At 59.0% G+C, this 24,874-nt stretch carries 26 protein-coding genes, 2 tRNA genes and 1 rRNA gene; 16 read left to right on the forward strand and 13 right to left on the reverse strand.

The genetic code is table 11. The features are described from left to right. Positions 1-56: 56 nt before the first annotated feature. The 5 genes from KVG85_RS19655 to KVG85_RS19675 all read right to left on the reverse strand — a co-directional run bounded on the left by KVG85_RS19655 (position 57) and on the right by KVG85_RS19675 (position 4,926). Positions 57-132: transfer RNA gene (locus KVG85_RS19655), tRNA-Ala, on the reverse strand. Positions 133-142: 10 nt separating this feature from the next. After that, positions 143-219: transfer RNA gene (locus KVG85_RS19660), tRNA-Ile, on the reverse strand. 123 nt (positions 220-342) lie between these two features. Further along, positions 343-1,879: ribosomal RNA gene (locus tag KVG85_RS19665) — 16S ribosomal RNA — on the reverse strand. Positions 1,880-2,509: 630 nt separating this feature from the next. Continuing rightward, positions 2,510-3,730, reverse strand: a complete 1,221-nt coding sequence (locus KVG85_RS19670; RefSeq protein WP_130911552.1) for a CaiB/BaiF CoA transferase family protein — start codon at positions 3,728-3,730, stop codon at positions 2,510-2,512. 14 nt (positions 3,731-3,744) lie between these two features. Next, entirely contained in the window at positions 3,745-4,926 is a 1,182-nt protein-coding gene (locus KVG85_RS19675) for an acyl-CoA dehydrogenase (RefSeq protein WP_024015035.1), read from the reverse strand. A gap of 157 nt (positions 4,927-5,083) precedes the next feature. Between KVG85_RS19675 and KVG85_RS19680 the strand changes: the two genes are divergently transcribed. The 10 genes from KVG85_RS19680 (at position 5,084) to KVG85_RS19725 (ending at position 14,933) form a co-directional block, all read left to right on the forward strand. Beyond that, positions 5,084-5,983, forward strand: coding sequence for a LysR family transcriptional regulator (locus KVG85_RS19680; RefSeq protein ID WP_122506367.1), 900 nt, complete (start codon positions 5,084-5,086; stop codon positions 5,981-5,983). Between the two features lie 434 nt (positions 5,984-6,417). Further along, on the forward strand, positions 6,418-7,539 hold the full coding sequence (locus KVG85_RS19685) for a Re/Si-specific NAD(P)(+) transhydrogenase subunit alpha (protein WP_217864722.1): 1,122 nt from the start codon (positions 6,418-6,420) through the stop codon (positions 7,537-7,539). A 15-nt stretch (positions 7,540-7,554) separates the two neighbouring features. After that, positions 7,555-7,875: an NAD(P) transhydrogenase subunit alpha part 2 gene (locus KVG85_RS19690; protein ID WP_003220416.1), complete on the forward strand. Its 321-nt coding sequence runs from the start codon at positions 7,555-7,557 to the stop codon at positions 7,873-7,875. Next, positions 7,875-9,308: an NAD(P)(+) transhydrogenase (Re/Si-specific) subunit beta gene (locus KVG85_RS19695; RefSeq protein WP_217864723.1), complete on the forward strand. Its 1,434-nt coding sequence runs from the start codon at positions 7,875-7,877 to the stop codon at positions 9,306-9,308. Before KVG85_RS19690 ends, KVG85_RS19695 begins: the two co-directional genes overlap by 1 nt. Before the next feature lie 214 nt (positions 9,309-9,522). Further along, positions 9,523-11,016, forward strand: coding sequence for a succinyl-CoA:acetate CoA-transferase ScpC (gene scpC, locus KVG85_RS19700; RefSeq protein WP_071173986.1), 1,494 nt, complete (start codon positions 9,523-9,525; stop codon positions 11,014-11,016). A 321-nt stretch (positions 11,017-11,337) separates the two neighbouring features. Next, positions 11,338-11,553: a DUF1127 domain-containing protein gene (locus tag KVG85_RS19705; protein WP_007911656.1), complete on the forward strand. Its 216-nt coding sequence runs from the start codon at positions 11,338-11,340 to the stop codon at positions 11,551-11,553. A 331-nt stretch (positions 11,554-11,884) separates the two neighbouring features. Beyond that, positions 11,885-12,202, forward strand: coding sequence for a DUF2388 domain-containing protein (locus KVG85_RS19710; protein ID WP_016772298.1), 318 nt, complete (start codon positions 11,885-11,887; stop codon positions 12,200-12,202). 107 nt (positions 12,203-12,309) lie between these two features. Continuing rightward, positions 12,310-12,627 (forward strand): DUF2388 domain-containing protein, encoded by a 318-nt coding sequence (locus tag KVG85_RS19715; RefSeq protein ID WP_024015031.1) that lies wholly within the window; start codon positions 12,310-12,312, stop codon positions 12,625-12,627. Between the two features lie 27 nt (positions 12,628-12,654). Continuing rightward, on the forward strand, positions 12,655-12,975 hold the full coding sequence (locus KVG85_RS19720; protein ID WP_217864724.1) for a DUF2388 domain-containing protein: 321 nt from the start codon (positions 12,655-12,657) through the stop codon (positions 12,973-12,975). Next, entirely contained in the window at positions 12,972-14,933 is a 1,962-nt protein-coding gene (locus KVG85_RS19725) for a DUF7844 domain-containing protein (RefSeq protein ID WP_217864725.1), read from the forward strand. Before KVG85_RS19720 ends, KVG85_RS19725 begins: the two co-directional genes overlap by 4 nt. A 58-nt stretch (positions 14,934-14,991) precedes the next feature. Here the strand turns inward: KVG85_RS19725 and trpA are convergent, their stop codons facing one another. Continuing rightward, on the reverse strand, positions 14,992-15,801 hold the full coding sequence (gene trpA / locus KVG85_RS19730; protein WP_217864726.1) for a tryptophan synthase subunit alpha: 810 nt from the start codon (positions 15,799-15,801) through the stop codon (positions 14,992-14,994). Next, positions 15,801-17,033: a tryptophan synthase subunit beta gene (trpB, locus tag KVG85_RS19735; RefSeq protein WP_217864727.1), complete on the reverse strand. Its 1,233-nt coding sequence runs from the start codon at positions 17,031-17,033 to the stop codon at positions 15,801-15,803. The genes trpA and trpB overlap by 1 nt, the downstream gene beginning before the upstream one ends. 113 nt (positions 17,034-17,146) lie before the next feature. Here trpB and KVG85_RS19740 point away from each other — a divergent pair, with 113 nt between their 5' ends. Further along, positions 17,147-18,064 (forward strand): LysR family transcriptional regulator, encoded by a 918-nt coding sequence (locus KVG85_RS19740; protein ID WP_217864728.1) that lies wholly within the window; start codon positions 17,147-17,149, stop codon positions 18,062-18,064. On the opposite strand, the gene KVG85_RS19745 is transcribed toward KVG85_RS19740, so the two are convergent. Continuing rightward, the gene (locus KVG85_RS19745; protein ID WP_039757078.1) at positions 18,037-18,363 is read right to left on the reverse strand and encodes an ElaB/YgaM/YqjD family protein; all 327 of its coding nucleotides are present in this window, start codon (positions 18,361-18,363) and stop codon (positions 18,037-18,039) included. The two genes, KVG85_RS19740 and KVG85_RS19745, sit on opposite strands and share 28 nt — an antisense overlap. Before the next feature lie 166 nt (positions 18,364-18,529). Between KVG85_RS19745 and KVG85_RS19750 the strand changes: the two genes are divergently transcribed. Beyond that, positions 18,530-18,745 (forward strand): dodecin, encoded by a 216-nt coding sequence (locus KVG85_RS19750; RefSeq protein ID WP_016772305.1) that lies wholly within the window; start codon positions 18,530-18,532, stop codon positions 18,743-18,745. A 129-nt stretch (positions 18,746-18,874) separates the two neighbouring features. Beyond that, positions 18,875-19,099, forward strand: a complete 225-nt coding sequence (locus KVG85_RS19755; protein ID WP_217864729.1) for a DUF1161 domain-containing protein — start codon at positions 18,875-18,877, stop codon at positions 19,097-19,099. Positions 19,100-19,350: 251 nt separating this feature from the next. Here the strand turns inward: KVG85_RS19755 and KVG85_RS19760 are convergent, their stop codons facing one another. After that, entirely contained in the window at positions 19,351-20,352 is a 1,002-nt protein-coding gene (locus KVG85_RS19760) for an LLM class flavin-dependent oxidoreductase (RefSeq protein ID WP_217864730.1), read from the reverse strand. 240 nt (positions 20,353-20,592) lie between these two features. Between KVG85_RS19760 and KVG85_RS19765 the strand changes: the two genes are divergently transcribed. Both KVG85_RS19765 and KVG85_RS19770 read left to right on the forward strand, forming a co-directional pair. Continuing rightward, positions 20,593-21,024, forward strand: a complete 432-nt coding sequence (locus KVG85_RS19765) for an OsmC family protein (RefSeq protein ID WP_016772308.1) — start codon at positions 20,593-20,595, stop codon at positions 21,022-21,024. Between the two features lie 238 nt (positions 21,025-21,262). After that, positions 21,263-21,502, forward strand: a complete 240-nt coding sequence (locus tag KVG85_RS19770; protein ID WP_212617575.1) for a DUF1161 domain-containing protein — start codon at positions 21,263-21,265, stop codon at positions 21,500-21,502. A gap of 4 nt (positions 21,503-21,506) precedes the next feature. On the opposite strand, the gene KVG85_RS19775 is transcribed toward KVG85_RS19770, so the two are convergent. After that, positions 21,507-21,926 (reverse strand): PA0061/PA0062 family lipoprotein, encoded by a 420-nt coding sequence (locus tag KVG85_RS19775; protein ID WP_217864731.1) that lies wholly within the window; start codon positions 21,924-21,926, stop codon positions 21,507-21,509. 40 nt (positions 21,927-21,966) lie between these two features. Then, on the reverse strand, positions 21,967-22,389 hold the full coding sequence (locus KVG85_RS19780) for a PA0061/PA0062 family lipoprotein (RefSeq protein WP_217864732.1): 423 nt from the start codon (positions 22,387-22,389) through the stop codon (positions 21,967-21,969). Positions 22,390-22,447: 58 nt separating this feature from the next. Here KVG85_RS19780 and KVG85_RS19785 point away from each other — a divergent pair, with 58 nt between their 5' ends. Next, complete coding sequence (locus KVG85_RS19785) at positions 22,448-23,524, forward strand: aminopeptidase (RefSeq protein ID WP_217864733.1); 1,077 nt, start codon at positions 22,448-22,450, stop codon at positions 23,522-23,524. A gap of 99 nt (positions 23,525-23,623) precedes the next feature. Here the strand turns inward: KVG85_RS19785 and KVG85_RS19790 are convergent, their stop codons facing one another. After that, on the reverse strand, positions 23,624-24,274 hold the full coding sequence (locus tag KVG85_RS19790) for an HAD family hydrolase (protein ID WP_217864734.1): 651 nt from the start codon (positions 24,272-24,274) through the stop codon (positions 23,624-23,626). Positions 24,275-24,302: 28 nt separating this feature from the next. Then, positions 24,303-24,848, reverse strand: coding sequence for a gamma carbonic anhydrase family protein (locus tag KVG85_RS19795; RefSeq protein ID WP_016772314.1), 546 nt, complete (start codon positions 24,846-24,848; stop codon positions 24,303-24,305). Between the last annotated feature and the right edge of the window lie 26 nt (positions 24,849-24,874).

Genomic DNA, 24,874 nt, shown 5'->3' on the forward strand with positions numbered 1-24,874 from the left:
AATCAATATTCAGTGCGAATATTCATTTCTAAACTCTCAAACTTCGAAGCAGTTTATGGTGGAGCCAAGCGGGATCGAACCGCTGACCTCCTGCGTGCAAGGCAGGCGCTCTCCCAGCTGAGCTATGGCCCCATAACAAAATTGGTGGGTCTGGGCAGATTCGAACTGCCGACCTCACCCTTATCAGGGGTGCGCTCTAACCAACTGAGCTACAGACCCAATTTCGAGCTTGTAACTGTTAGCTCAGAGCTATCAGCTTGGAGCTTAAAGCTGCTTCTATCGTCTTCTTCAATGAATCAAGCAATTCGTGTGGGAGCTCATGCAGCAGCTGATGTCGTCGATTAAGGAGGTGATCCAGCCGCAGGTTCCCCTACGGCTACCTTGTTACGACTTCACCCCAGTCATGAATCACACCGTGGTAACCGTCCTCCCGAAGGTTAGACTAGCTACTTCTGGTGCAACCCACTCCCATGGTGTGACGGGCGGTGTGTACAAGGCCCGGGAACGTATTCACCGCGACATTCTGATTCGCGATTACTAGCGATTCCGACTTCACGCAGTCGAGTTGCAGACTGCGATCCGGACTACGATCGGTTTTATGGGATTAGCTCCACCTCGCGGCTTGGCAACCCTTTGTACCGACCATTGTAGCACGTGTGTAGCCCAGGCCGTAAGGGCCATGATGACTTGACGTCATCCCCACCTTCCTCCGGTTTGTCACCGGCAGTCTCCTTAGAGTGCCCACCATTACGTGCTGGTAACTAAGGACAAGGGTTGCGCTCGTTACGGGACTTAACCCAACATCTCACGACACGAGCTGACGACAGCCATGCAGCACCTGTCTCAATGTTCCCGAAGGCACCAATCCATCTCTGGAAAGTTCATTGGATGTCAAGGCCTGGTAAGGTTCTTCGCGTTGCTTCGAATTAAACCACATGCTCCACCGCTTGTGCGGGCCCCCGTCAATTCATTTGAGTTTTAACCTTGCGGCCGTACTCCCCAGGCGGTCAACTTAATGCGTTAGCTGCGCCACTAAGAGCTCAAGGCTCCCAACGGCTAGTTGACATCGTTTACGGCGTGGACTACCAGGGTATCTAATCCTGTTTGCTCCCCACGCTTTCGCACCTCAGTGTCAGTATCAGTCCAGGTGGTCGCCTTCGCCACTGGTGTTCCTTCCTATATCTACGCATTTCACCGCTACACAGGAAATTCCACCACCCTCTACCATACTCTAGCTTGCCAGTTTTGGATGCAGTTCCCAGGTTGAGCCCGGGGATTTCACATCCAACTTAACAAACCACCTACGCGCGCTTTACGCCCAGTAATTCCGATTAACGCTTGCACCCTCTGTATTACCGCGGCTGCTGGCACAGAGTTAGCCGGTGCTTATTCTGTCGGTAACGTCAAAACAGCAAAGTATTAATTTACTGCCCTTCCTCCCAACTTAAAGTGCTTTACAATCCGAAGACCTTCTTCACACACGCGGCATGGCTGGATCAGGCTTTCGCCCATTGTCCAATATTCCCCACTGCTGCCTCCCGTAGGAGTCTGGACCGTGTCTCAGTTCCAGTGTGACTGATCATCCTCTCAGACCAGTTACGGATCGTCGCCTTGGTGAGCCATTACCTCACCAACTAGCTAATCCGACCTAGGCTCATCTGATAGCGCAAGGCCCGAAGGTCCCCTGCTTTCTCCCGTAGGACGTATGCGGTATTAGCGTTCCTTTCGAAACGTTGTCCCCCACTACCAGGCAGATTCCTAGGCATTACTCACCCGTCCGCCGCTGAATCCAGGAGCAAGCTCCTTTCATCCGCTCGACTTGCATGTGTTAGGCCTGCCGCCAGCGTTCAATCTGAGCCATGATCAAACTCTTCAGTTCAAACATCTTTGGGTTTTTAAGAAACCCTAAACTTGGCTCAGCAATCGTTGGTTACATCTTTGATTTCTCGCGGAGTAACTTGTGATGCTGATAATCTTGTTGACTATCAGTCTGACTGCACAAGCACCCACACGAATTGCTTGATTCAGTTGTTAAAGAGCGGTTGGTTAAGATCTTTCGTCTCAACCGAGGCGCGCATTCTACAGCAGCCTCATTTGCTGTCAAGTGATTATTTTCAGAAGTTTTCGAAGAATTCTTCAACAACTTCAACCACTTGCGCTTCCGATCTCTCGTTAGCGGGAGGCGAATTCTACAGCGTTAATCGCTGCTGTCAACACCTCTTTTTCTCCGCTTTCGACCGAGAAGATCGAACCGTTAAAAGAGCTACACATCACTGCCCTTTCAACTCCTTCCAGGCTTCGATGATCTGAAGCAAGCCGCGGTCGAAAACTGCGTAACTCTTTGAATCTCAAGGAGTTTTCCGTTTCGACTGCGCCGGAAGTGGGGCGAATTATAGACCTCTGGAATCTGCCGTCAACCGTTAATTTCGCTTTTCTTTCAATAACTTGCGTATTGGTTAAAAAACATCCAATCAGATGAGAAAAGAGCTCCTTCTATATAGAAGAAGACTTAAAGGACGCCTTCCTCCTTCAACATAGCCACCGCACCTGCCCCCAGGCCCAGCACCCGCTGCAGAACCTCTAACGTGTGCTCACCTAATAAAGGAGGCGCATGACGATATTCAACGGGCGTCTCCGACAATCGAATCGGGCTGGCCACCTGGGGCACCATCCCCGCCAATGCATGAGGCAGTTCGATCGCCAGACCGCGCGCCTTCACTTGTGGATCTTCAAACACCTGCGACAGATCATTGATCGGCCCACAAGGCACACCCGCATGCTCCAATTGAGCAACCCACTCGGCTGTCGTCTTGAAAACCGTCGCCTGGCGGATCAGTGGAATCAACACCGCGCGGTTCGCCACTCGCAGCTTGTTGGTCGCGAAGCGCGGATCATCCGCCCAGTGCGGCTGCCCGGCGACTTCGGCGAACTTGCGGAACTGCCCGTCATTGCCCACGGTGAGGATGAAGTCGCCATCCGCCGTAGGAAAGTCCTGATAAGGCACGATATTGGGATGGGCATTGCCCAGACGCTTTGGCGCATTGCCGGTGGTCAGGTAGTTCATCGCCTGGTTAGCCAGACACGCGACCTGCACATCCAGCAACGCCATATCGATGTGCTGGCCACCACCGTCGTGATCGCGATGAGCCAACGCCGCGAGAATCGCCACCGTTGAATACAGCCCGGTGAGAATATCCGTCAGCGCTACGCCCACTTTCACCGGGCCAGCACCTTCATCTCCTTCAGGTCGACCAGTCAGACTCATCAAGCCGCCGAGGCCCTGGATCATGAAGTCATACCCTGCACGCTTGGCGTAAGGACCGGTCTGACCGAAGCCGGTGATAGAGCAATAGATCAGATTCGGGTTGAGCGCCTTCAGCGACTCATAGTCCAGGCCATAGGCCGCCAGACCGCCCACCTTGAAATTCTCGATGAGGATGTCCGACTTCGCCGCCAGGTCGCGCACCAGCTTCTGCCCTTCAGGACGGGTGAAGTCGATGGTCACCGATTGCTTGTTGCGGTTGGCCGACAGGTAATAAGCCGCTTCCGACGTGTTCTCGCCGTAAGCGTCTTTGAGAAAGGGCGGACCCCACGCGCGAGTATCGTCACCATTGCCTGGCCGCTCGACCTTGATCACTTCGGCGCCAAGGTCGGCGAGGATTTGCCCAGCCCAAGGCCCGGCCAGCACTCGCGATAAATCCAGTACCCGCAGATGCGACAGCGCGCCCATGGTCTGCTCTCCTATTAATAGAACGCCTGCAGACCGGTTTGCGCACGCCCGAGGATCAGCGCGTGAACGTCATGGGTACCTTCATAGGTATTCACCACTTCCAGGTTGACCAGGTGACGGGCCACACCGAACTCATCGGAGATGCCGTTACCACCGAGCATGTCGCGCGCCATCCGCGCGATATCCAGCGACTTGCCGCAGGAGTTGCGCTTCATGATCGAAGTGATTTCAACGGCGGCAGTGCCTTCATCCTTCATCCGACCCAAGCGCAGGCAGCCTTGCAGTGCCAGAGTGATTTCGGTCTGCATGTCGGCGAGTTTCTTCTGTACCAGCTGAGTTGCGGCCAGCGGACGACCGAACTGCTGACGATCCAGAGTGTATTGGCGCGCAGTGTGCCAGCAGAATTCGGCAGCGCCCAGCGCGCCCCAGGAAATGCCATAGCGTGCGGAATTGAGGCAGGTGAAAGGACCTTTCAGGCCACGGACATCCGGGAAAATGTTCTCTTCCGGCACGAACACGTTGTCCATGACGATCTCACCGGTGATCGAAGCGCGCAGGCCGACCTTGCCGTGAATCGCCGGAGCGCTCAGACCTTTCCAGCCTTTCTCCAGAACGAAGCCACGGATATCGCCGGCATCGTCCTTGGCCCAGACCACGAAGACGTCAGCGATCGGGCTGTTGGTGATCCACATTTTCGCACCGGTCAGGCTGTAGCCGCCATCAACCTTACGCGCCCGGCTAATCATCGCGCCCGGATCGGAACCGTGGTTCGGCTCGGTCAGACCAAAGCAACCGATCCATTCGCCGGAAGCCAGCTTCGGCAGATACTTCTGTTTCTGTGCTTCGGTACCGAATTCGTTGATCGGCACCATCACCAGCGAGGACTGCACACTCATCATCGAGCGATAACCGGAGTCGACGCGCTCGACCTCACGTGCGATCAAGCCATAACTGACGTAATTCAGACCGCTGCCACCGTATTGCTCTGGAATGGTGGCGCCGAGCAGGCCGACTTCACCCATCTCGCGGAAGATTGCCGGATCGGTCTTTTCATGCCGGAAAGCTTCGAGCACACGCGGCGCCAGACTCTGTTGAGCGAACTGCGCGGCGGTATCGCGGATCATCCGCTCTTCTTCGGTGAGCTGTTGATCCAGCAGCAGGGGATCGATCCAATTGAAACTAGCTTTACCGCCCATGAGTGTGCCCTCGCAATCGGGTGAATTAACGTGGCATTGATCCTAGGCGCGGTTCGCCATCGCGGCAAACGAGGATTTCGCATCCTGTTGTGCTAATTTCTCACTCCGAACCGTCGCGAATTGCCTTTTATGCGGCGCATTAGTGAGGTTGACGTACATGCGCAGGAAGATCCCCAGCACCGCCGCACTGATCAGCTTCGAAGCTGCCGCCCGCCATGAGAGCTTTACCCGGGCCGCTGAAGAGCTGTCGCTCACCCAAGGCGCCATTTGCCGACAGATCGCCAGCCTCGAAGAGTTCCTCAGCGTGCAACTGTTCCGGCGCTCGCGACGTGGGGTGAAGCTGACGGAAGCGGGACTTTCCTACAGTCGCCGGGTGGCGACTCAGCTCGATGCAGTGGAGCGCGACACCCTCTCGGTGATGGGCCAGCAGGGCACCAACGTCATCGAGCTCGCAGTCGTCCCGACCTTCGGCACGCAATGGCTGCTGCCACGGCTCAAGGATTTCCAGCTCAAGCACCCGGAAGTGACCGTCAACCTGACCAACCGCACCCGGCCATTCCTGTTTGCCGACACCGAATTCGATGCCGCGATTTACTTCGGCGACGCCGACTGGTCGGGTACCGAATCCCACAGGTTGATGGGCGAAAATCCGATGCCGGTGTGCAGCCCCGCCCTACTCGGCGATCGCAAGCAACTGACAGCGCAAGCCATCGCCGAGCTACCGCTGCTGCAGCAGACGACCCGACCTTACGCCTGGCGCCAATGGTTCAACTCGCAACAGCTGAATATTCCGCGCGACATGACAGGTCCACGCTACGAGCTATTCTCCATGCTTGCCCAGGCAGCCATGCACGACATGGGCGTCGCGCTGATTCCGCCGTTTCTGATCCAGCGCGAGCTGGCAGAGAAACGTCTGGTGGTTGCCAACCCTCAAGCGCTCTCCAGCATCAAGGCCTATTACCTGATGATTCCGGAGCGAAAGGTCGAATCGGCATCGCTGAAGGCATTTCGCGACTGGCTGGTAAATCAAGCGCAGAGCTACAGCCTAGAAGAATAAAGGCTTTGCGCAATACTTAACCCCGTAGTCAGAAAAGCCAAAGCCCTACAGATATAATTATTTGTCGCTTTTGCGCAGACTGTATCCGAAAGTCGTACAGACGTCCCACAAGCTGCAAAACACGTGGCTTTCAGCCTCTAATGGCGACTCATTACTGCCTATTCACGCCACCGATGCGAATTTTTTTTAAATTAAGCCAGAATCCTTGCAGGGCACGGCCTGCAAGGGATTCAACTGGCCATCTGCGACATTCGGTCACGGCATGACTTGTAGTTAATTTTCCGTCACCCGTCATAATCCCTTGAAGGGCATAAAGTTCGCCTGCAAAATGCCGCGCCCCGCCCTGATTCGGCGGGATCGTGCTGATCGGCCGCCCCAGTCGCACCATCCGTAGTGCATGGGTTTACTCAATAAGATCACGCAGGAGATTTGACGTGCACATTGGTGTTCCTCTCGAAACCCAGACCGGTGAAACACGGGTTGCTGCAACCCCGGAAACCATCAAGAAGCTGATCAGCCAAGGCCATAAGGTCACTGTGCAAAGCGGCGCTGGCGTCAAAGCCAGTGTCGTCGACAGTGCCTATGAAGCGGCCGGCGCAAGCATTGGCAGCGCCAATGACGCGTTCGGCGCCGAGCTGATACTCAAAGTGGTCGCGCCAAGCGATGCCGAACTGACGCTGATCAAGCGCGGTGCGGTGCTGGTGGGCATGCTCAACCCATTCAACAACGAGACCATCGCGAAGATGGCCGAATGCGGCATTACCGCGTTCGCCCTCGAGGCGGCACCGCGCACCTCGCGGGCGCAGAGTCTTGATGTGTTGTCGTCGCAGGCGAACATCGCCGGCTACAAAGCAGTGTTGCTCGCCGCTCACTATTACCCACGCTTCATGCCGATGCTGATGACTGCTGCGGGCACCGTGAAAGCGGCGCGCGTGCTGATTCTTGGCGCAGGCGTGGCCGGTTTGCAGGCGATTGCCACGGCGAAACGTCTGGGTGCGGTGATCGAAGCCTCCGACGTGCGCCCTGCGGTGAAGGAACAGATCGAATCCCTCGGCGCGAAGTTCGTCGACGTGCCTTACGAGACCGATGAAGAGCGCGAATGCGCCGTCGGTGTCGGCGGTTACGCGCGGCCGATGCCGGCGAGCTGGATGCAGCGTCAGGCCCAGGCTGTGCACGAGCGCGCCAAGCAGGCCGATATCGTCATCACCACCGCGCTGATTCCGGGCCGCAAGGCGCCGACGCTGCTCAGCGCCGAGACCGTGGCACAGATGAAACCGGGCTCGGTGGTCATCGACCTCGCCGCCGCCCAGGGTGGCAACTGCCCACTGACCGTCGCCGATCAGGTCGCTGTGGAAAACGGTGTGACCATCGTCGGCCCGACCAACCTCGCCGGTGAAGTCCCTGCCGATGCTTCGGCGCTGTACGCACGCAACCTGCTGGACTTCCTCAAGCTGGTGTTCACCAAGGAAGGCCAGTTCGACGTCAACCTCGAAGACGACATCGTCGCCGCGTGCCTGATGTGCCGCGACGGCCAAGTCATCCGCAAAAACGCCTAAGCAGGGATTCAGACGATGGAAGAGCTTATCTCCCCCGGTATCTACAACCTGATCATCTTCGTGCTGGCGATTTATGTCGGTTACCACGTGGTCTGGAACGTTACACCTGCGCTGCACACGCCGTTGATGGCAGTCACCAACGCGATCTCGGCGATCGTGATCGTCGGCGCCATGCTCGCCGCTGCGCTGACCGTTACGCCGCTGGGCAAGACCATGGGCACGCTGGCTGTGGCACTGGCGGCGGTCAATGTGTTCGGTGGCTTCCTGGTCACCCGCCGCATGCTTGAGATGTTCAAGAAGAAAGCCCCGAAAGCAAAAGAAGAGGCGCCGAAGTAATGAGCATGAATCTCGTCACGACGCTCTACCTGATCGCGTCGATCTGCTTTATCCAGGCCCTCAAAGGCCTGTCGCACCCGACCACTTCGCGGCGCGGCAACCTGTTCGGCATGCTTGGCATGGCGCTGGCTATCCTCACCACCGTCGGCCTAATCTATAAGTTGGGCGCCGAGCTGGCCACTGCCGGTATCGGTTACGTGATCGTGGGCCTGCTGATCGGCGGTACCGCCGGCTCGATCATGGCCAAGCGCGTTGAAATGACCAAGATGCCGGAACTGGTAGCGTTCATGCACAGCATGATCGGCCTCGCGGCGGTGTTTATTGCCATCGCGGCGGTGGTCGAGCCGCAATCGCTGGGTATCGTTAAACAACTGGGCGATGCGATTCCGGCGGGCAACCGTCTGGAGCTGTTCCTCGGTGCTGCGATCGGTGCTATCACCTTCTCGGGTTCGGTGATCGCCTTCGGCAAGCTCTCAGGCAAATACAAGTTCCGTCTGTTCCAGGGCGCACCGGTACAGTTCGCCGGTCAGCACAAGCTCAATGCGGTTCTGGGTCTGGCTACGCTGGTTCTCGGCCTGACCTTCATGTTCACCGGCAACCTCATGGCGTTCGCGCTGATGCTGGCACTGGCGTTCGTGATGGGCGTGCTGATCATCATCCCGATCGGCGGCGCCGACATGCCGGTAGTGGTGTCGATGCTCAACAGCTATTCCGGCTGGGCGGCGGCGGGCATCGGTTTCTCGCTGAACAACTCGATGCTGATCATTGCCGGCTCGCTGGTGGGTTCGAGCGGTGCGATTCTCTCGTACATCATGTGCAAGGCGATGAATCGCTCCTTCTTTAATGTACTGCTCGGCGGTTTCGGCAATACGGCAGATGCAGGCCCTGCCGGTGCGCAGGAAGCCCGTCCGGTGAAATCCGGCTCGGCTGATGACGCAACCTTCCTGCTGACCAACGCCGACACCGTGATCATCGTCCCGGGCTACGGTCTGGCAGTGGCCCGTGCACAACACGCACTGAAGGAACTGACCGAGAAGCTGACCCATCGCGGCGTGACCGTGAAGTACGCGATTCACCCGGTGGCCGGTCGCATGCCTGGGCATATGAACGTCCTGCTCGCCGAGGCCGAAGTGCCTTACGATCAGGTGTTCGAGATGGAAGACATCAACTCCGAGTTCGGTCAGGCCGACGTTGTGCTGGTGCTCGGTGCGAACGACGTGGTCAACCCGGCCGCGAAGAACGATCCGAAGTCGCCGATTGCCGGTATGCCGATTCTCGAAGCGTTCAAGGCCAAGACCATCATCGTCAACAAGCGCTCGATGGCCAGCGGCTACGCCGGCCTGGACAACGAACTGTTCTATCTGGACAAGACCATGATGGTTTTCGGCGACGCGAAGAAAGTCATCGAAGACATGGTCAAAGCGGTTGAGTAATCACCCGTTGCAATAGCGAACGCCCCGACTTGTCGGGGCGTTTTTGTTTGCGCCAGACGCTGGACAATTTGCCGCGTTGTTGCAGATCCGGTAACGGTGTTTTACTGCAAACCCGCGAAATAGAGACCTCGTTTGCGACCTTGGTAGCGGGACAGGCGCCGGCCAAATTCACTAGACTGCGCATCCTGCTACTCGTTGCCCGAGATAATAATCCATGTACCGTGACCGTATTCGCCTGCCTTCGTTGTTGGATAAAGTGATGAGCGCTGCCGACGCCGCTGCTCTGATTGAGGACGGCATGACCGTCGGCATGAGCGGTTTCACCCGCGCCGGCGAAGCCAAGGCCGTTCCCCACGCACTGGCCGAGCGCGCCAAGGTCACGCCGCTGAAGATCAGCCTGATGACCGGCGCCAGCCTGGGTAACGACCTCGACAAGCAACTGACCGAGGCTGGCGTGCTGTCGCGGCGTATGCCGTTTCAGGTCGACAGCACGTTGCGCAAGGCGATCAACGCCGGCGAAGTGATGTTCATTGACCAGCATCTCTCGGAAACCGTAGAGCAACTGCGCAACCAACAGTTGAAGCTGCCGGACATCGCCGTCATCGAGGCAGTCGCCATCACTGAACAAGGCCATATCGTGCCGACCACTTCGGTGGGCAACTCGGCCAGCTTCGCGATCTTCGCCAAACAAGTGATCGTCGAGATCAACCTGGCCCACAACGCCAACCTCGAAGGCCTGCACGACATCTATATCCCGACGTACCGCCCGACGCGCACGCCAATCCCGCTGGTAAAAGTCGACGATCGCATCGGCAGCACGGCGATCCCGATTCCGCCGGAGAAGATCGTTGCGATTGTCATCACTCAGCAGTCGGACTCGCCGTCCACAGTGTCGGTACCGGACGTTGATACCAACGCTATCGCTGAACACCTGATCACCTTCTTCAAGCAGGAAGTTGCGGCCGGGCGTATGACGAACAAGCTCGGCCCGCTGCAAGCCGGAATTGGCAACATCGCCAACGCGGTGATGTGCGGCTTGATCGACTCGCCGTTCGAAGACCTGACCATGTACTCGGAAGTGCTCCAGGATTCGACTTTCGACCTGATCGATGCCGGCAAGCTGAGCTTCGCCTCGGGCAGCTCGATCACCCTGTCCGAGCGGCGCAACAGCGACGTGTTCGGCAACCTGGAGAAGTACAAGGACAAACTGATTCTGCGGCCGCAGGAGATCTCCAATCACCCGGAGGTGGTGCGGCGTCTGGGCATCATCGGCATCAACACCGCGCTGGAGTTCGACATCTACGGCAACGTCAACTCCACCCATGTCTGCGGCACGCGGATGATGAACGGCATCGGCGGCTCCGGCGACTTCGCGCGCAATGCGCATCTGGCGGTATTCGTGACCAAGTCGATCGCCAAGGGTGGCGCGATTTCCAGCGTGGTGCCGATGGTCAGCCACGTCGACCATACCGAGCATGACGTCGACATTCTGGTGACCGAGGTCGGCCTCGCCGACCTGCGTGGCCTGGCGCCACGGGAGCGCGCACGAGTGATCATCGACAACTGCGTGCATCCGGACTTTCGCCAGGCACTGAATGATTACTTCAGCGCTGCCTGTGCAATCGGCGGTCATACCCCGCACATCCTGCGCGAAGCACTGAGCTGGCATATGAACCTGGAAGAAACCGGGCGCATGCTGGCGGTGTGATTCACACAGATAATCACCGAGGCAAACACAGTTTTGCCTCGGTGGATGCTCGCGAGAAGCAGGATCGCAAAAAACTGTACTGCTGTACCGGTCTTTTCCTACAGCAAAGTCCTACTCATACCCTCGATACAAGCCGAAATGCACCAATCAAGTGCGGACAGGTACAGTTTGCCCAATTTCGACCCGTACACCATTCATAAACAGTTAACTGCTCACTCACAATACAAATGAACTGTATCTACAGAGACTATCCAAACGAGAGGATCATGGGCACCAGTCAAACCACTACCTGATCCCGCCACAAGCGGAAGGATGTCAACCATGGAACGTACACTCAGTTCCGAACTGTTCTTCGAAGACAAAGCTGTAAACACCCAGGCTTCCCTGCCTCTGCGCGTTATTGCCAACCTGATGTTGTGGCAGCGCCGCATCTCCAGCCGCCACCAATTGGCCCGTCTGGATTCGCGTCTGCTGGCTGATGCCGGTATCAGCGAAGCACAACGCTACGAAGAGCTGAGCAAGCCGTTCTGGCGCTAAGCAGCGTCGCTGGCTCTGGTCGTCAGACCCACCGCCAGCAACCCGAATTGCACAAGCAGAACCCGTCGTGGGCAACCACGACGGGTTTTGTCGTTTCAGGGCCTTGAATGCTCTTAAACACACCCTGAACGAGCACAGGTACAATTTACGAAACACTAAAATAATACCGGTACAGTTATCCAGGACCTTTGAGTATCACTGGCCACCACTGGGCGAACCGCATCTGGCAGCCTAATATCCATGCAGAACGTGGCGAACGTTGCGCAACAGGCGTCTGACTCCTCAGATACCGAGCCACCTCTCACTACGGTTTATCCAAAGGAGTTCCATCATGACCCGTCTTCGTCTGCTCAGTGCCGCCGCCCTGCTGGCCGTGGCTGCCAACGCCAGCGCTACCAGCTTCATCGTCACCACCGACTCGATCGTCGGCGCGCTGAAAGCCACTTCCGACGCCACTTCCGATGTGACCTCCTCGTTCCGTGACGACAAGATCGTCCTCGCCGCCCGCGACGATGCCGCCAGCTTCGTGGCCAGCGAAGGCGATATCCGCGGGGTGAAACTGGAAAGTGCGCTCGATCACATCCGCCATCAGGCGCCACAACTCAATGCCACCGATGCCCAATTGGCTCAGGCCATTCTGACCCTCTGATCGTTTGCGTATTGCGGGACACGCCAGCCGTGTCCCGATGTTTCAACGCTGGCTCTGGCCCGGGCATTTGCGCTAGCCTTCAGACTCGTTAACAGTTGTCGAGTCCCATGCGCTTTCTTCCAAACCTGCTCATCTCTTCTGCCTTGTTCAGCGCCTGCTGGGCGATGTCCGCCAACGCCTTCGATGCATTCAATGCGTCGACCCAAGGCACGGTTGTCAGCGGTTACGCGACCAGCATGGTGTCTTCTGCGCCGTTCGACCGTAAACTGCTGCTCGCCGCCCATGATGATGCGGCCGCCTTTGTTGCCAGTGACGGTGAATGGCGAGGCGCACGGCTGGAATCCGCGCTGCATTACCTGCGCAAAACCCGGCCAAAACTTCATGCCAGCGACCTTGAACTGGCAGAGGCAATTCTCGTCCAATAGTTATCCTTGTCCTTCCGGAGTCGTTCCATGCGTAGCCCGCTGATTGCTGCCGTCCTTGGCCTGTTTGTGTTGGCCGATGTGGCCCAGGCGCACACCCTGGTAGCCACCAGTAACATCATCGTTCGTGCCTCCCAGCGCACTATCGATTTCACTTCCGACACCACCACGTCGATTCGCGATTCGAAAATCATCCGCGAAGCCCACGACGACGCCGCCAGTTTCGTCGCCAGCAACGGCGACATCCGTGGCGCGCACCTCGAAGCCGCGCTCAACACCTTGCGCACTCGCGTGCCGGAAGCGCGCGACGCCAGTGATCAGGTACTCGCCGAAGCCATCCTCGCACTGTGAGGTCCGTTGGCGCCTGGCTGCTGGCCGGGGCGTTGTTGCTGCTTGGCAACAGCGCCCACGCCGGCCTGCAATTGCGGCTCAAGACCGAGGGTCTGAGCCCGGCTCAACAACAGGCCAGTCAGGCGCTGATCGATGAGGCGATGGCGAAACTGCCGCCGAGCTTCATCGAGCGGCTGGATCGGCGCATCGACGTCGGCTGGACCGACGACATGCCAGCCAACGCTTACGGGCAGGCGACGCTGGTTGCCGAACTCGATCTGAACCGCAAGCTGCTCGCCAGCCTCACCGATGGCAGCGCGGCGAAAGAGAAAACCAATCGCCCCCACGGCACTGTGCGCCAGGAACTGCTGGCCACGGTGCTGCACGAAATTACCCACATTTATGATCGTGCGCGTTTATGGCCGGGCGCCGAGCGCACGTTGATCCAGCGCTGCACCCGACGCTTCAACAGCGCCGGGCTGATCGGCATTCCCGATGAGTGTCGCGGGCAGAACGGTCGCCGCTTCACCATCAGCGACGACCCGCGCCTGCTCGATCTGGCCGGGTGGCAACAGTACGTCGGCCGCCGTGGCGAGCGTGAACAACACAACCGCCAGATCGCCCGCAGTCCGGACCTCTACGAGATTTCCAGTCCCAAGGAATTCGTCGCGGTCAACATGGAGTACTTCCTCCTCGACCCGAGCTACGCCTGCCGCCGCCCGGCGCTGTATCGCTACTACAAGGAACATTTCGGCTGGGCGCCGCCAGCGCAGGACACCTGCAGCAAGAGCTTCGCCTTTCTCAATGCGGGCAATGACTTCGCCAAGCAGCCTCTGGGGCAAGTCGATCCGAAACGGGTCTACGCGGTCGATTACCTGCTGGCCGAGGCCAATCAGAACTGGGTCAGCCGCTGGGGCCACAGCATGCTGCGCCTGGTGATCTGCGCCCCAGGTCGCCCGCGTGGCCCGGATTGCCGCCTCGACCTCGATCAGCACCTGGTGCTGTCCTATCGCGCCTTCGTTGGCGATGTGCAGCTGTCGAGCTGGGACGGACTGGTCGGCAAGTACCCGTCGCGGCTGTTCGTGTTGCCGCTGGCGCAAGTGATCGACGAATACACCAAGACCGAGCTGCGCAGCCTCGCTTCGGTGCCGCTGAACCTGTCTCGCGAGGAAATCGAAGGCGTGGTCGAACACGCTGCCGAGATGCACTGGAGCTACGACGGCAACTATTTCTTCCTGTCCAACAACTGCGCGGTAGAAGGTTTGAAACTGTTGCGCAGCGGCAGCAATAACAGCCAACTGGTCGGCCTCGACAGCATCATGCCCAACGGCTTGCTCGAAGTGCTCAAGGGCCGTGGTCTGGCCGACACCAGTGTGCTCGACGATCCGAAAGAAGCGCTGCGCCTGGGTTACCGCTTCGACTCGTTCCGCGATCGTTATCAGGCGATGTTCGATGTGTTGAAGAAGCAGCTGCCGATCAAGCAGACCACTGTCGAAGACTGGCTGTCACTCAGCGCTGAACAACGCCGCGAATGGTTCGACCGCGCCGACCTGCGCACCAGCGCGGCGCTGTTGCTGCTTGAGCAGGCTAGTTTCCGCCGGCAGTTGTTACTGGCGCAGGATGAGGTCAAGCAACGTTACCTCGGTGCCCGCGAGCTGGAAAACGGCGGCATGGACAAAGCCAATGCGACCTTGCAGGAGATCCTCGCCAACAGTGGCTTCCTCAGCCGCCCGGCGGAACTGCTCGACTCCAAGGGTTACGGACTACCGCAGCCGAGCGAGTTTGGCCGACTGGAAGCGGAAAGCAGCCAGCGGCAGAAGAAGCTGCTGGCGCTGTCCGGCGACCTCGATACTGAAGTGCGCAAGCTGCTTGAACCCAAGCGTGCCGCCGAGATTGCCGCCAGCGAGGCCAACGTCAAGCAGATTGGCGAACATTTGCGCAAACTGCACAAGGCCTCGGGCGGACTGCAATTACCCTGAGCACAAAAAAAGGCTTCAGAACGCCTGTTCTGAAGCCTTTTTGTTTTCCCCTGCGACCTTAGACGCGAGCAGTGCGCACGCCTTGGGACAGCGCCGAACACAAACTCAATACGCCATCGATGGCCTGCTCAGGCGTATCGGCACTGGCAATGTGATCGATCAACGCCGAGCCCACCACCACACCATCAGCCAGACGCGCGATCGCTGCGGCCTGCTCCGGTGTCCGGATACCGAAACCGATGCTGATCGGCAGGTCGGTATGCCGACGAAGACGTGTAACCGCCTCTTCCACATGTTCCAGCGTTGCCGCACCGGCACCGGTCACCCCGGCCACCGACACGTAATAGACAAAACCGGAGCTGCCATTGAGCACGCGAGGCAAACGCGCGTCGTCGGTGGTCGGTGTGGTCAGGCGAATGAAATCCAGCCCGGCAGCCTGCGCCGGGTCACACAGCTCTTCGTTGTGCTCTGGCGGCATGTCGACCACGATCAGGCCATCGACGCCAGCCTCTTTGGCTTCGGCGATAAAACGCTCGACGCCGAATTTGTGGATCGGGTTGAAGTAACCCATCAACACCAGCGGCGTGTCGCTGTTGCCTTCACGGAACTCGCGAACCATCTGCAGGGTCTTCGCCAGATTCTGTTTGGCCGCCAGCGCGCGGATGTTGGCCAACTGGATCGCCGGGCCATCGGCCATCGGATCGGTGAACGGCATGCCCAGTTCGATCACGTCGGCACCCGCCGCCGGCAGGCCTTTGAGGATTGCCAGCGAAGTGTCGTAGTCAGGATCACCAGCGGTGACGAAGGTCACCAGCGCGGCGCGGTTCTGTTGCTTGAGGTCGGCAAAGCGGGTTTGCAGGCGGCTCATCAGTGCTTCTCCTGCTGCGACTGTTGCATATGGTGCATCACGGTTTGCATGTCCTTGTCGCCACGGCCCGAGAGGTTGACCACCATCAGGTGATCCTTTGGCAGTTTCGGTGCGCGCTTGAACACTTCGGCCAGGGCGTGGGCGCTTTCCAGGGCAGGAATGATCCCTTCCAGACGGCAGCATTTGTGGAACGCTTCAAGCGCTTCGTCGTCGGTTACCGAGGTGTACTGGACGCGGCCGATGTCGTGCAACCAGGCGTGTTCAGGGCCGATGCCCGGATAGTCGAGGCCGGCGGAAATCGAGTGGGCGTCGATGATCTGGCCATCGTCGTCCTGCAGCAGGAAGGTGCGGTTACCGTGCAGCACGCCCGGCACCCCGCCGTTCAGACTGGCCGCGTGCTTGCCGGTTTCGATGCCGTAACCGGCGGCTTCGACGCCGATGATCTCCACGCTCTTGTCATCGAGGAACGGGTGGAACAGGCCCATGGCGTTGGAACCGCCACCGATGCACGCCACCAGGCTGTCCGGCAGACGACCTTCCTGAGCCTGCAGCTGATCGCGGGTTTCCTTGCCGATGACGGCCTGGAAGTCGCGAACCATTGCAGGATAAGGGTGCGGGCCGGCCACGGTGCCGATCAGGTAGAAGGTGTTGTCGACGTTGGTCACCCAGTCACGCAGAGCTTCGTTCATCGCGTCTTTCAGGGTGCCGGTGCCAGCCACGACCGGAATGACTTCAGCGCCGAGCAGCTTCATGCGGAAGACGTTGGCCTGCTGACGTTCGATATCGGTGGTGCCCATGTAGATCACGCAGTCCAGACCGAACCGCGCAGCAACGGTGGCCGTGGCCACGCCGTGCATGCCGGCGCCGGTTTCGGCGATGATGCGCTTCTTGCCCATGCGCCGCGCCAGCAGAATCTGGCCGATGCAGTTGTTGATCTTGTGCGCGCCGGTGTGGTTCAGCTCTTCGCGCTTGAGGTAGATCTTCGCGCCGCCGCAGAACTCGGTCAGGCGTTCGGCGAAATACAGCGGGCTCGGACGTCCGACGTAATCACGCTGGAAGTAGGCCAATTCTTCCTTGAATGCCGGATCTTCCTTGGCCGCTTCGTATTCGCGAGCCAAGTCGAGGATCAACGGCATCAGGGTTTCCGCTACATAACGGCCACCGAACGCACCGAACAGGCCGTTGGCGTCAGGGCCGTTACGCAGATCAGAGTTGTTCGAAGTCTGGGTCATGGGTCGCTCCAGGTGAATTCGGTCAGAAGACAATGACGATCACTCTACCCCTGACTTTCCAGGCTGAAAACCGATAAGATCGCCACAACCTGTCAGGAAAACTCACAGATACCATGAGCCACGACCTTCCCCCGCTAAATGCCTTGCGCGCCTTCGAGGCCACTGCCCGTCTGAACAGTGTGAGTCAGGCTGCCGAACAGCTGCACGTCACCCACGGCGCGGTCAGCCGCCAGCTCAAGGTGCTTGAAGAACATCTAGGGGTGAGCCTGTTCGTCAAGGACGGACGCGGCTTGAAACTCACAGATGCCGGAGCGCGTCTGCGCGATGCCAGCGCTGAGGCGTTCGATCGGTTGCGCAGTGTTTGCGCCGAACTTACGCAAAGCACAGCGGATGCGCCGTTCGTGCTGGGTTGTTCCGGGAGCCTGCTGGCGCGCTGGTTTATTCCGCGTCTGGGGCGGCTGAACGCCGATTTGCCGGATCTGCGTCTGCACCTGTCGGCCGGTGAAGGTGATCTCGATCCCCGGCGCCCGGGCCTTGATGCGCTGTTGCTGTTCGCCGAACCACCGTGGCCCGCCGATATGCAGGTCTATGAACTGGCGGTGGAACGCATCGGCCCCGTAATGAGCCCGCTGTATAGCGGTTATCAGAAGCTGCACACCGCTGTGGCCGCAGATCTTTTTGATGAGCCCTTGCTGCACACCACCTCTCGCCCACAAGCCTGGCCCAGCTGGGCGCAGCAAAACTACCTCGATCCCAGGGCGTTGAAGCTCGGGCAAGGGTTTGAGCATTTGTATTATTTGCTGGAGGCGGCTGTTGCAGGTCTCGGCGTGGCAATCGCGCCGGAGCCGCTGGTAACCGAAGATCTGAAGGCGGGTCGCCTGGTTGCGCCGTGGGGCTTTTGCGAAACCCAGGCGCAACTGGCGTTGTGGCTACCCAAGCGCGCCGCGGACGGGCGCGCCCGGCAACTGGCGCAGTGGCTCAAGAACGAGCTGCGCCAGCCTGATCACTCGCCGCGCTTGAACAAAAAGTAGGCGGCGAGCAGACCGATTGCACCGACAGCCACGCCGGCTGTGGTCCATGGGTGTTCTTGTGCGTAGTCACGAGTGGCAATGCCGGTCTCGCGGGTTTTCACTTTGACTTCTTCGTACGCGTCGCTGAGCAGATGACGGGAATGTTTCAGCGCACTTTCGGCGTTGCTTTTCAGCGCCTTGAGGGTCTTGCGCGACTCGTCCGAAGCATCGTCTTTCAAGCTTTCCAACGATTTGAGCAGACTCTCGATCTCGGCTTCCATGCTTTGCAACGAGGCTTTACGTAAAGAGGTGTTGGCCATGGTGGCTCTCCTGCATTGGTGATGAGTGGCGTGTGTTGGTTGGGACTTCAGCATGTCGAGAAAGTGCAGAAATTCTGAACTTCGGCAGCGCAGCGGCGCCGAAATCATCAGTGCAATTGCCTGCTAGGCTCAATTTCACACGCCATTCCAACCCAAGGAGAACGCCATGAGTGACCATCATACGTACAAGAAAGTCGAGCTGGTCGGCTCGTCCACTACCAGCATCGAAGACGCCATCAACAATGCACTGGCCGAGGCGAACAAGACCCTGCGCAATTTGGAATGGTTTGAAGTGACCGAAACCCGTGGCCACATCGAAAATGGCCAGGTAGCGCACTTTCAGGTCACGCTGAAAGTCGGCTTCAAGATTGCCGCCAGCTGAGTTTGAGCTAGTCTTCTGAACTTGCGCGCTGGCCGAGTGCCATAGGGAATGGCAAAGCGCTACAAGGTGAGCGCATCGGGTGGATGACTCGATGCCCGCCTCTTTCAATCCGACCAGGGAGTGCGACCGATGAAGAAGTTCATGTTGGCAGTAGGTTTGTTGAGCCTTGCGGGTGGTGCGTTTGCAGCCGGCAAGCCATGTGACGAGCTGAAAAGCGAAATCGCCGCGAAGCTCGATGCCAAAGGCGTATCCGGCTATTCGCTGGATGTTGTCGACAAAGGTGCGGCGGCTGATGGTGACGTTGTCGGCAGTTGCGAAGGCGGCAGCAAGGAAATCGTCTACAAGCGCGGTTGATCGCGCCTGAAATACAAAAGCCGACGTGGATGCGTCGGCTTTTTTGTGTCCAGCACTTGGAATTTGGGACGGTTTAAGATTGCTTCCCCCTCACCCCAGCCCTCTCCCCCCAAGGGGGCGAGGGGGAAAGGGAGCAGATCCGGGAAGATTCCAATCTTGAGTTCGACTGGATATTTCAGGTCGGTGTAATTCGCAAGAGCCCCTTGGTCAGTCCCCTCTCCCTCTGGGAGAGGGTTAGGGTGAGGGACTCTTCAGCCTTTCATAACTTGTGCGAGCAGTTCGTAGGAATGGATGCGATCGGCGTGTTCGTACAGATCACTGGTGAAAATCAGCTCATCCGCCTGGGTCTGCTCGATCAACACCTCAAGCTTGGCGCGGATCTTCTGCGGGCCGCCGACCATGGCGAGGCCGAGGAAATCGCCCACCGCCTCACGTTCATGGGGCAGCCACAGACCGTCCATGGTTTTCACCGGCGGACGCTGCACCAGGCTCTGGCCACGCATCAGCGCAAGAATGCGCTGGTACACCGACGTCGCCAGGTAATCGGCCTGCTCGTCGGTATCCGCTGCCACCAACGGCACGCCGAGCATCACGTACGGCTTGTCGAGCACCGCCGACGGTTTGAAGTGGTTGCGGTAGATGCGAATCGCCTCGTGCATGAAGCGCGGCGCGAAGTGCGAGGCGAAGGCGTAAGGCAAGCCGCGCTCACCCGCCAATTGCGCACTGAACAGACTTGAGCCGAGCAGCCAGATCGGCACGTTGGTGCCGGTGCCGGGCATGGCGATCACCCGTTGCTCCGGGGTGCGCGGGCCGAGGTAGCGCATCAGTTCGGCAACGTCTTCAGGGAAGTCGTCAGCGCTGCCCGAGCGCTCACGGCGCAAGGCGCGGGCGGTCATCTGGTCAGAGCCGGGGGCGCGGCCCAGACCCAGGTCGATGCGTCCCGGGTACAGGCTCTCGAGGGTGCCGAACTGCTCGGCAATCACCAGCGGCGCATGGTTGGGCAGCATCACCCCGCCAGAACCGACGCGGATCGTCGACGTGCCTCCGGCCAGATAGCCGAGCAACACCGAAGTGGCCGAACTGGCGATGCCGTCCATGTTGTGGTGTTCGGCAACCCAGAAGCGCGTGTAGCCGAATTTTTCGGCATGTTGTGCCAGATCCAGCGAGTTGCGCAGCGATTGCCCCGCGCTGCCGTTTTCGCGAACTGGCACCAGGTCGAGGGTGGAAAATTTAACGTCGGACAGTTTTTTCATGAACCTGCATCTCCGGGTGGGGAGGCAGGTTTTTCTTGCGAACGAAAACCTGCCAAATCCATAAGCGTGTTTTATGGAATGAGGGCATATACCCGAGATTCAATAGCAGCGACGAAATTTCCTACTAAAAAAGTCAACGATTCAGCCAGGCTGAACTTTGTTCCGCCGTCTATCCTCAGAAGCCTTGCTAGTAAAAACCGCGACGGCGCGGCGTTCCGCGCCATATTTGAGGAGGCAGACATGGCTATCGTGAAAAAGGCATCGGCGCATTGGGAAGGCGATCTGAAAACCGGTCTCGGCTCGATCTCCACCGAAACCGGCGTACTGCGCGAAGCGCCGTACGGCTTCAAGGCGCGCTTTGAAGGCGGCAAAGGCACCAACCCGGAAGAACTGATCGGCGCGGCCCACGCCGGCTGCTTCTCCATGGCGTTTTCGATGATTCTCGGTGATGCGGGCCTGAAGGCAGACAGCATCGACACCAACGCCGAAGTCACCCTCGATCAGGTTGACGGCGGCTTCGCGATCACTGCGGTGAAGCTGATTCTCAAGGCGAAGATCCCGGGCGCGACTCAGCAACAGTTTGAAGAGCTGAGCAACAAGGCCAAGGAAGGGTGCCCGGTTTCCAAGGTGCTGAATGCGAAGATCACCCTTGAGGCTTCGCTGGTCAGCTGATTCGGCGTTTGCCGGGCTGACGCCTTCGCGAGCAGGCCCGCTCCCACAGGGGATTTGTGCACGTCGCAGATCCAGTGTGTGCGAGCTTGCTCGCGAAGGCAGTCTCGAAACCTGCTCAGCGACCGGCAATTAATACAAGGTGTGAGCAAAGTCAGAACCCGCTCTGCAGAAATGTGGTCGAATAATCGACAGCAGCTTCAGCGCACACCCGTGCGCGCTGCCTCAAGGAGCTTCATCGATGAAACGTATTGGCTTGGCGATCCTTTGCAGTGCACTGGCCACGTCCGCTTTCGCAGCCCCGAAGGACTGCGAAGAGCTCAGAAAGGAAATCGAAAGAAATATTCAGGCGAAGGCAATTCCCTCCTACACCCTGGAAATCATCACGGCAGAAGAGGCGAAGCAGCATGACTCGGCCATGATCGTCGGCACTTGCGAGAACGGTACCAAGCGCATCATCTACCAGAAAAACGACAGCTGAAGCGCTAGATGATGCAGTGGAACTCGCGGTCTTCAGCAACGATCTCGCGCTTGGCATTGTACAAACGCGCGCTCGGCGTAAACGCCAGCGAGCGGCCTTCCAAGAGATAACGCTGGCCTGCTTCGAAGTGGTCATAACGGATCGTCAGATAACACAAACGCTCCACCGGGCCGGTGAGCAGACTGCCACCGCCGCCGAACACTTCGAAGTCGAAACGCACCCGCAGCTCGTGGCTGCCGGGCGTCACCTGGAAGAAGCGCCCGTCGTTCAAGCGCTGGTTGTCGAGACGCTCGGCCATCAGCAACTTGCCGCCGGGGCTTGGCGTAGAGAAGTCGACCCAGGCCATGTGCGGGTCAATGGCAGGCAACGGCGTCTGGCAACCGGCGACTAGACCGACAACGAGCAACAGCAGCAAGGTACGCATGATGGATATCCGCAGATTCGAATAGCCAGCATAGCGCCGATCAACTGCTCTGACAGCCCGCCGGCGTGCCCTGACCGACAACCTTGCGCTGTTCGTCATAAAGCTTGGCCCAAGGCCGGAAGCCGATGCTGCCAGCCTGCAGCTGATAGCGCTGGCCGGCGTTGAAATCCTTGAATTTCACGCTCATCTGGCAATCGCGCCACAGCGGTTCGGCATTCGGGCCGATGTTGGTGGCTTCGACCGGGAATTGATAGCGCACCTTCAGCTCATGGCTGCCGGGCTCCACTTCGAAATAACGTTTGTCGACAGCCTGTGTAGCGTCGACTTGTACGGCTTGCAGCGCCGTGTCGTGTTGGCGAGCGTCAAGATCGATCCAGGCTTGCGAAGGGTCGGGGTCGGGCATTCCGAATCCGGCACAACCGGCCAGCGTCAGCAGGCCTCCTGTCAGCATCAACATGCGCATAGCGGTGCTCCTTGAGGCGGGATAGTCTTGGGGCAGACTTTCCGGGGAATTTCTTATTTTGATCAGGCCGTTTTCCAGCCTTGGGTTACTTGATCGCGTTTTTCCGATTTTGTTTCCGGGTGTGTTGTTTTTGTTGCTCAACGGTTGCGCCAGCGTCAGCTACTACAGCCAGTTGGCCAGCGGCCAACTGCAACTGCTGCGCGCACGCGAGCCGGTCGAAAAAGTCATTGCCGACCCCAGCCGCGACGCCAAACTGCGCGCGCATCTGGCTCAATCACAAAAGGCCCGCACGTTCGCCAGCGAGCATCTGCACTTGCCGGACAACCAGAGCTATCGCCTGTACGCCGACATCGGTCGCCCGTTCGTGGTGTGGAATGTGTTCGCCACCGCAGAGTTTTCCCTGACCCCGCAGAATCACTGTTTCCCGATTGCCGGCTGCGTGGCCTATCGCGGCTACTACAGCCAGAGCGCGGCCCGTGGCGAGGCGGCGATTCAACGCTTGCAGGGCATGGACGTGTCGATCGGCGGGGTCGAGGCGTACTCGACGCTCGGCTGGTTCAATGACCCGATCCTCAATTCGATGATGGGCTGGGGCGACGAACGACTGGCCACGCTGATCTTTCATGAACTGGCGCACCAGAAGTTCTATGTGAAGGACGACACCGAGTTCAACGAGTCATTCGCCACCTTCGTCGAGCAGGAAGGCACGCGGCAGTGGCGCGCATCTCGCGGCCTGCCGGCGGAGTCGGATGCCAGGCTCAAGCAGCGTGACCAGTTCATCGGTCTGGTACTCGACACGCGCTCACGACTGGAGAAGCTCTATGCGCAGCCGCTGTCCGCCGAGCAGATGCGAGAGCGCAAAGCGGCGGAATTCGAGCGCTTGCGCCGGGAGTATCGGCTAATGCGCGACAGTCAGTGGGCCGGGGACAAACGCTATGACGCCTGGGTCAATGCGCCGCTGAACAATGCGCGGTTGTTGCCGTTCGGGCTGTATGACCAGTGGGTGCCGGCGTTTGCGGCGGTGTTCAGGCAAGTAGATGGGGATTGGATGAGGTTTTACGCCGAGGTTGAGCGGTTGGGACGGTTGCCGGTTGATGAGCGTAAGGCGGCGCTGGAAGCGCTGGCCCAGTCCTAAGGTACTCGGAGGCATAACGGCCCTTTCGCGAGCAGGCTCGCTCCCACAGAGGCAGCGAGATCCAATGTGGGAGCGAGCCTGCTCGCGAAGGCTATTTCATCAGCGCTGCAAAAACGCCTGATGCAACTCGTCCAAGGTTTCAAAGTGATAAGCCGGCGCCTCGGCATTCAGCTCTTCAAAACTGCCAAACCCATAGCCCACCGCCGCTGCATCGAGACCATTGCTGCGCGCGCCGATCAGGTCGTGCTTGCGATCGCCGATCATCAGGGTCTGCGCCGGGTCCAGGCGTTCTTCCTCGAGCAGGTGTGCAATCAGCTCAACCTTGTTGGTCCGCGTGCCGTCCAGCTCGCTGCCGTAGATCACTTTGAAATGCCGGGCAAAATCAAAATGCCGGGCGATCTCTCGGGCGAACACCCACGGCTTGGAGGTGGCGATGTACAACCGCCGCCCCTGCCCGCTCAAGGTGTCCAGCAGCGGCGTGACCCCGTCGAATACTCGGTTTTCGTAGAGGCCGGTGACCTTGAAGCGCTCGCGATAGAAATTCACCGCTTCCCAGGCCTTGGCCTCGTCGAAGTCGTAGAACTGCATGAACGCTTGCAGCAGCGGCGGGCCGATGAAGTGTTCCAGTTTGCTCAGATCCGGTTCGTCGATGCCGAGATTGGCCAAGGCAAATTGAATTGAGCGGGTGATGCCCTCACGCGGGTCGGTCAGGGTGCCATCGAGGTCGAACAGTACGGTCTGGTAATGCATGGAAATTCCCAAGCAGGTGTAGGGCGATTCAGAGCTGATCGTAGCCTTCGGCCAGATGCAGGTCCTTGAGCTTGACGTAGTTCGCCGCGCTGTACGTAAAGAAGGCGTTTTCTTTATCGGTCAGCGGGCGCACTTGCTTGACCGGGCTGCCGACATACAGGAAGCCGCTCTGCAGGCGTTTGCCCGGCGGCACCAGGCTGCCGGCGCCGATGATCACATCGTCCTCGACCACCGCGCCGTCCATGACGATGCTGCCCATGCCGATCAACACGCGGCTGCCAACGGTGCACCCGTGCAGCATGACCTTGTGGGCGATGGTCACGTCATCGCCGATCAGCAAGGGAAAACCGTCCGGGTTGAACGGCCCGGCGTGGGTAATGTGCAGCACGCAGCCGTCCTGCACGCTGGTGCGCGCACCGATGCGGATGCGGTGCATGTCGCCACGGATCACCGTCAGCGGCCAGACCGAACTGTCTGCGCCAATTTCGACGTCGCCGATCACCACCGCCGAACCGTCGACGAATGCGCCGTTGCTCAGGCGAGGGGTGTGATTCTGGTATTTGCGAAGGGACACGATTAGTTCTCTCTCTGTCGCCGATA

The sequence above is a fragment of the Pseudomonas triticicola genome, assembly GCF_019145375.1.
Classification (GTDB): domain Bacteria; phylum Pseudomonadota; class Gammaproteobacteria; order Pseudomonadales; family Pseudomonadaceae; genus Aquipseudomonas; species Aquipseudomonas triticicola.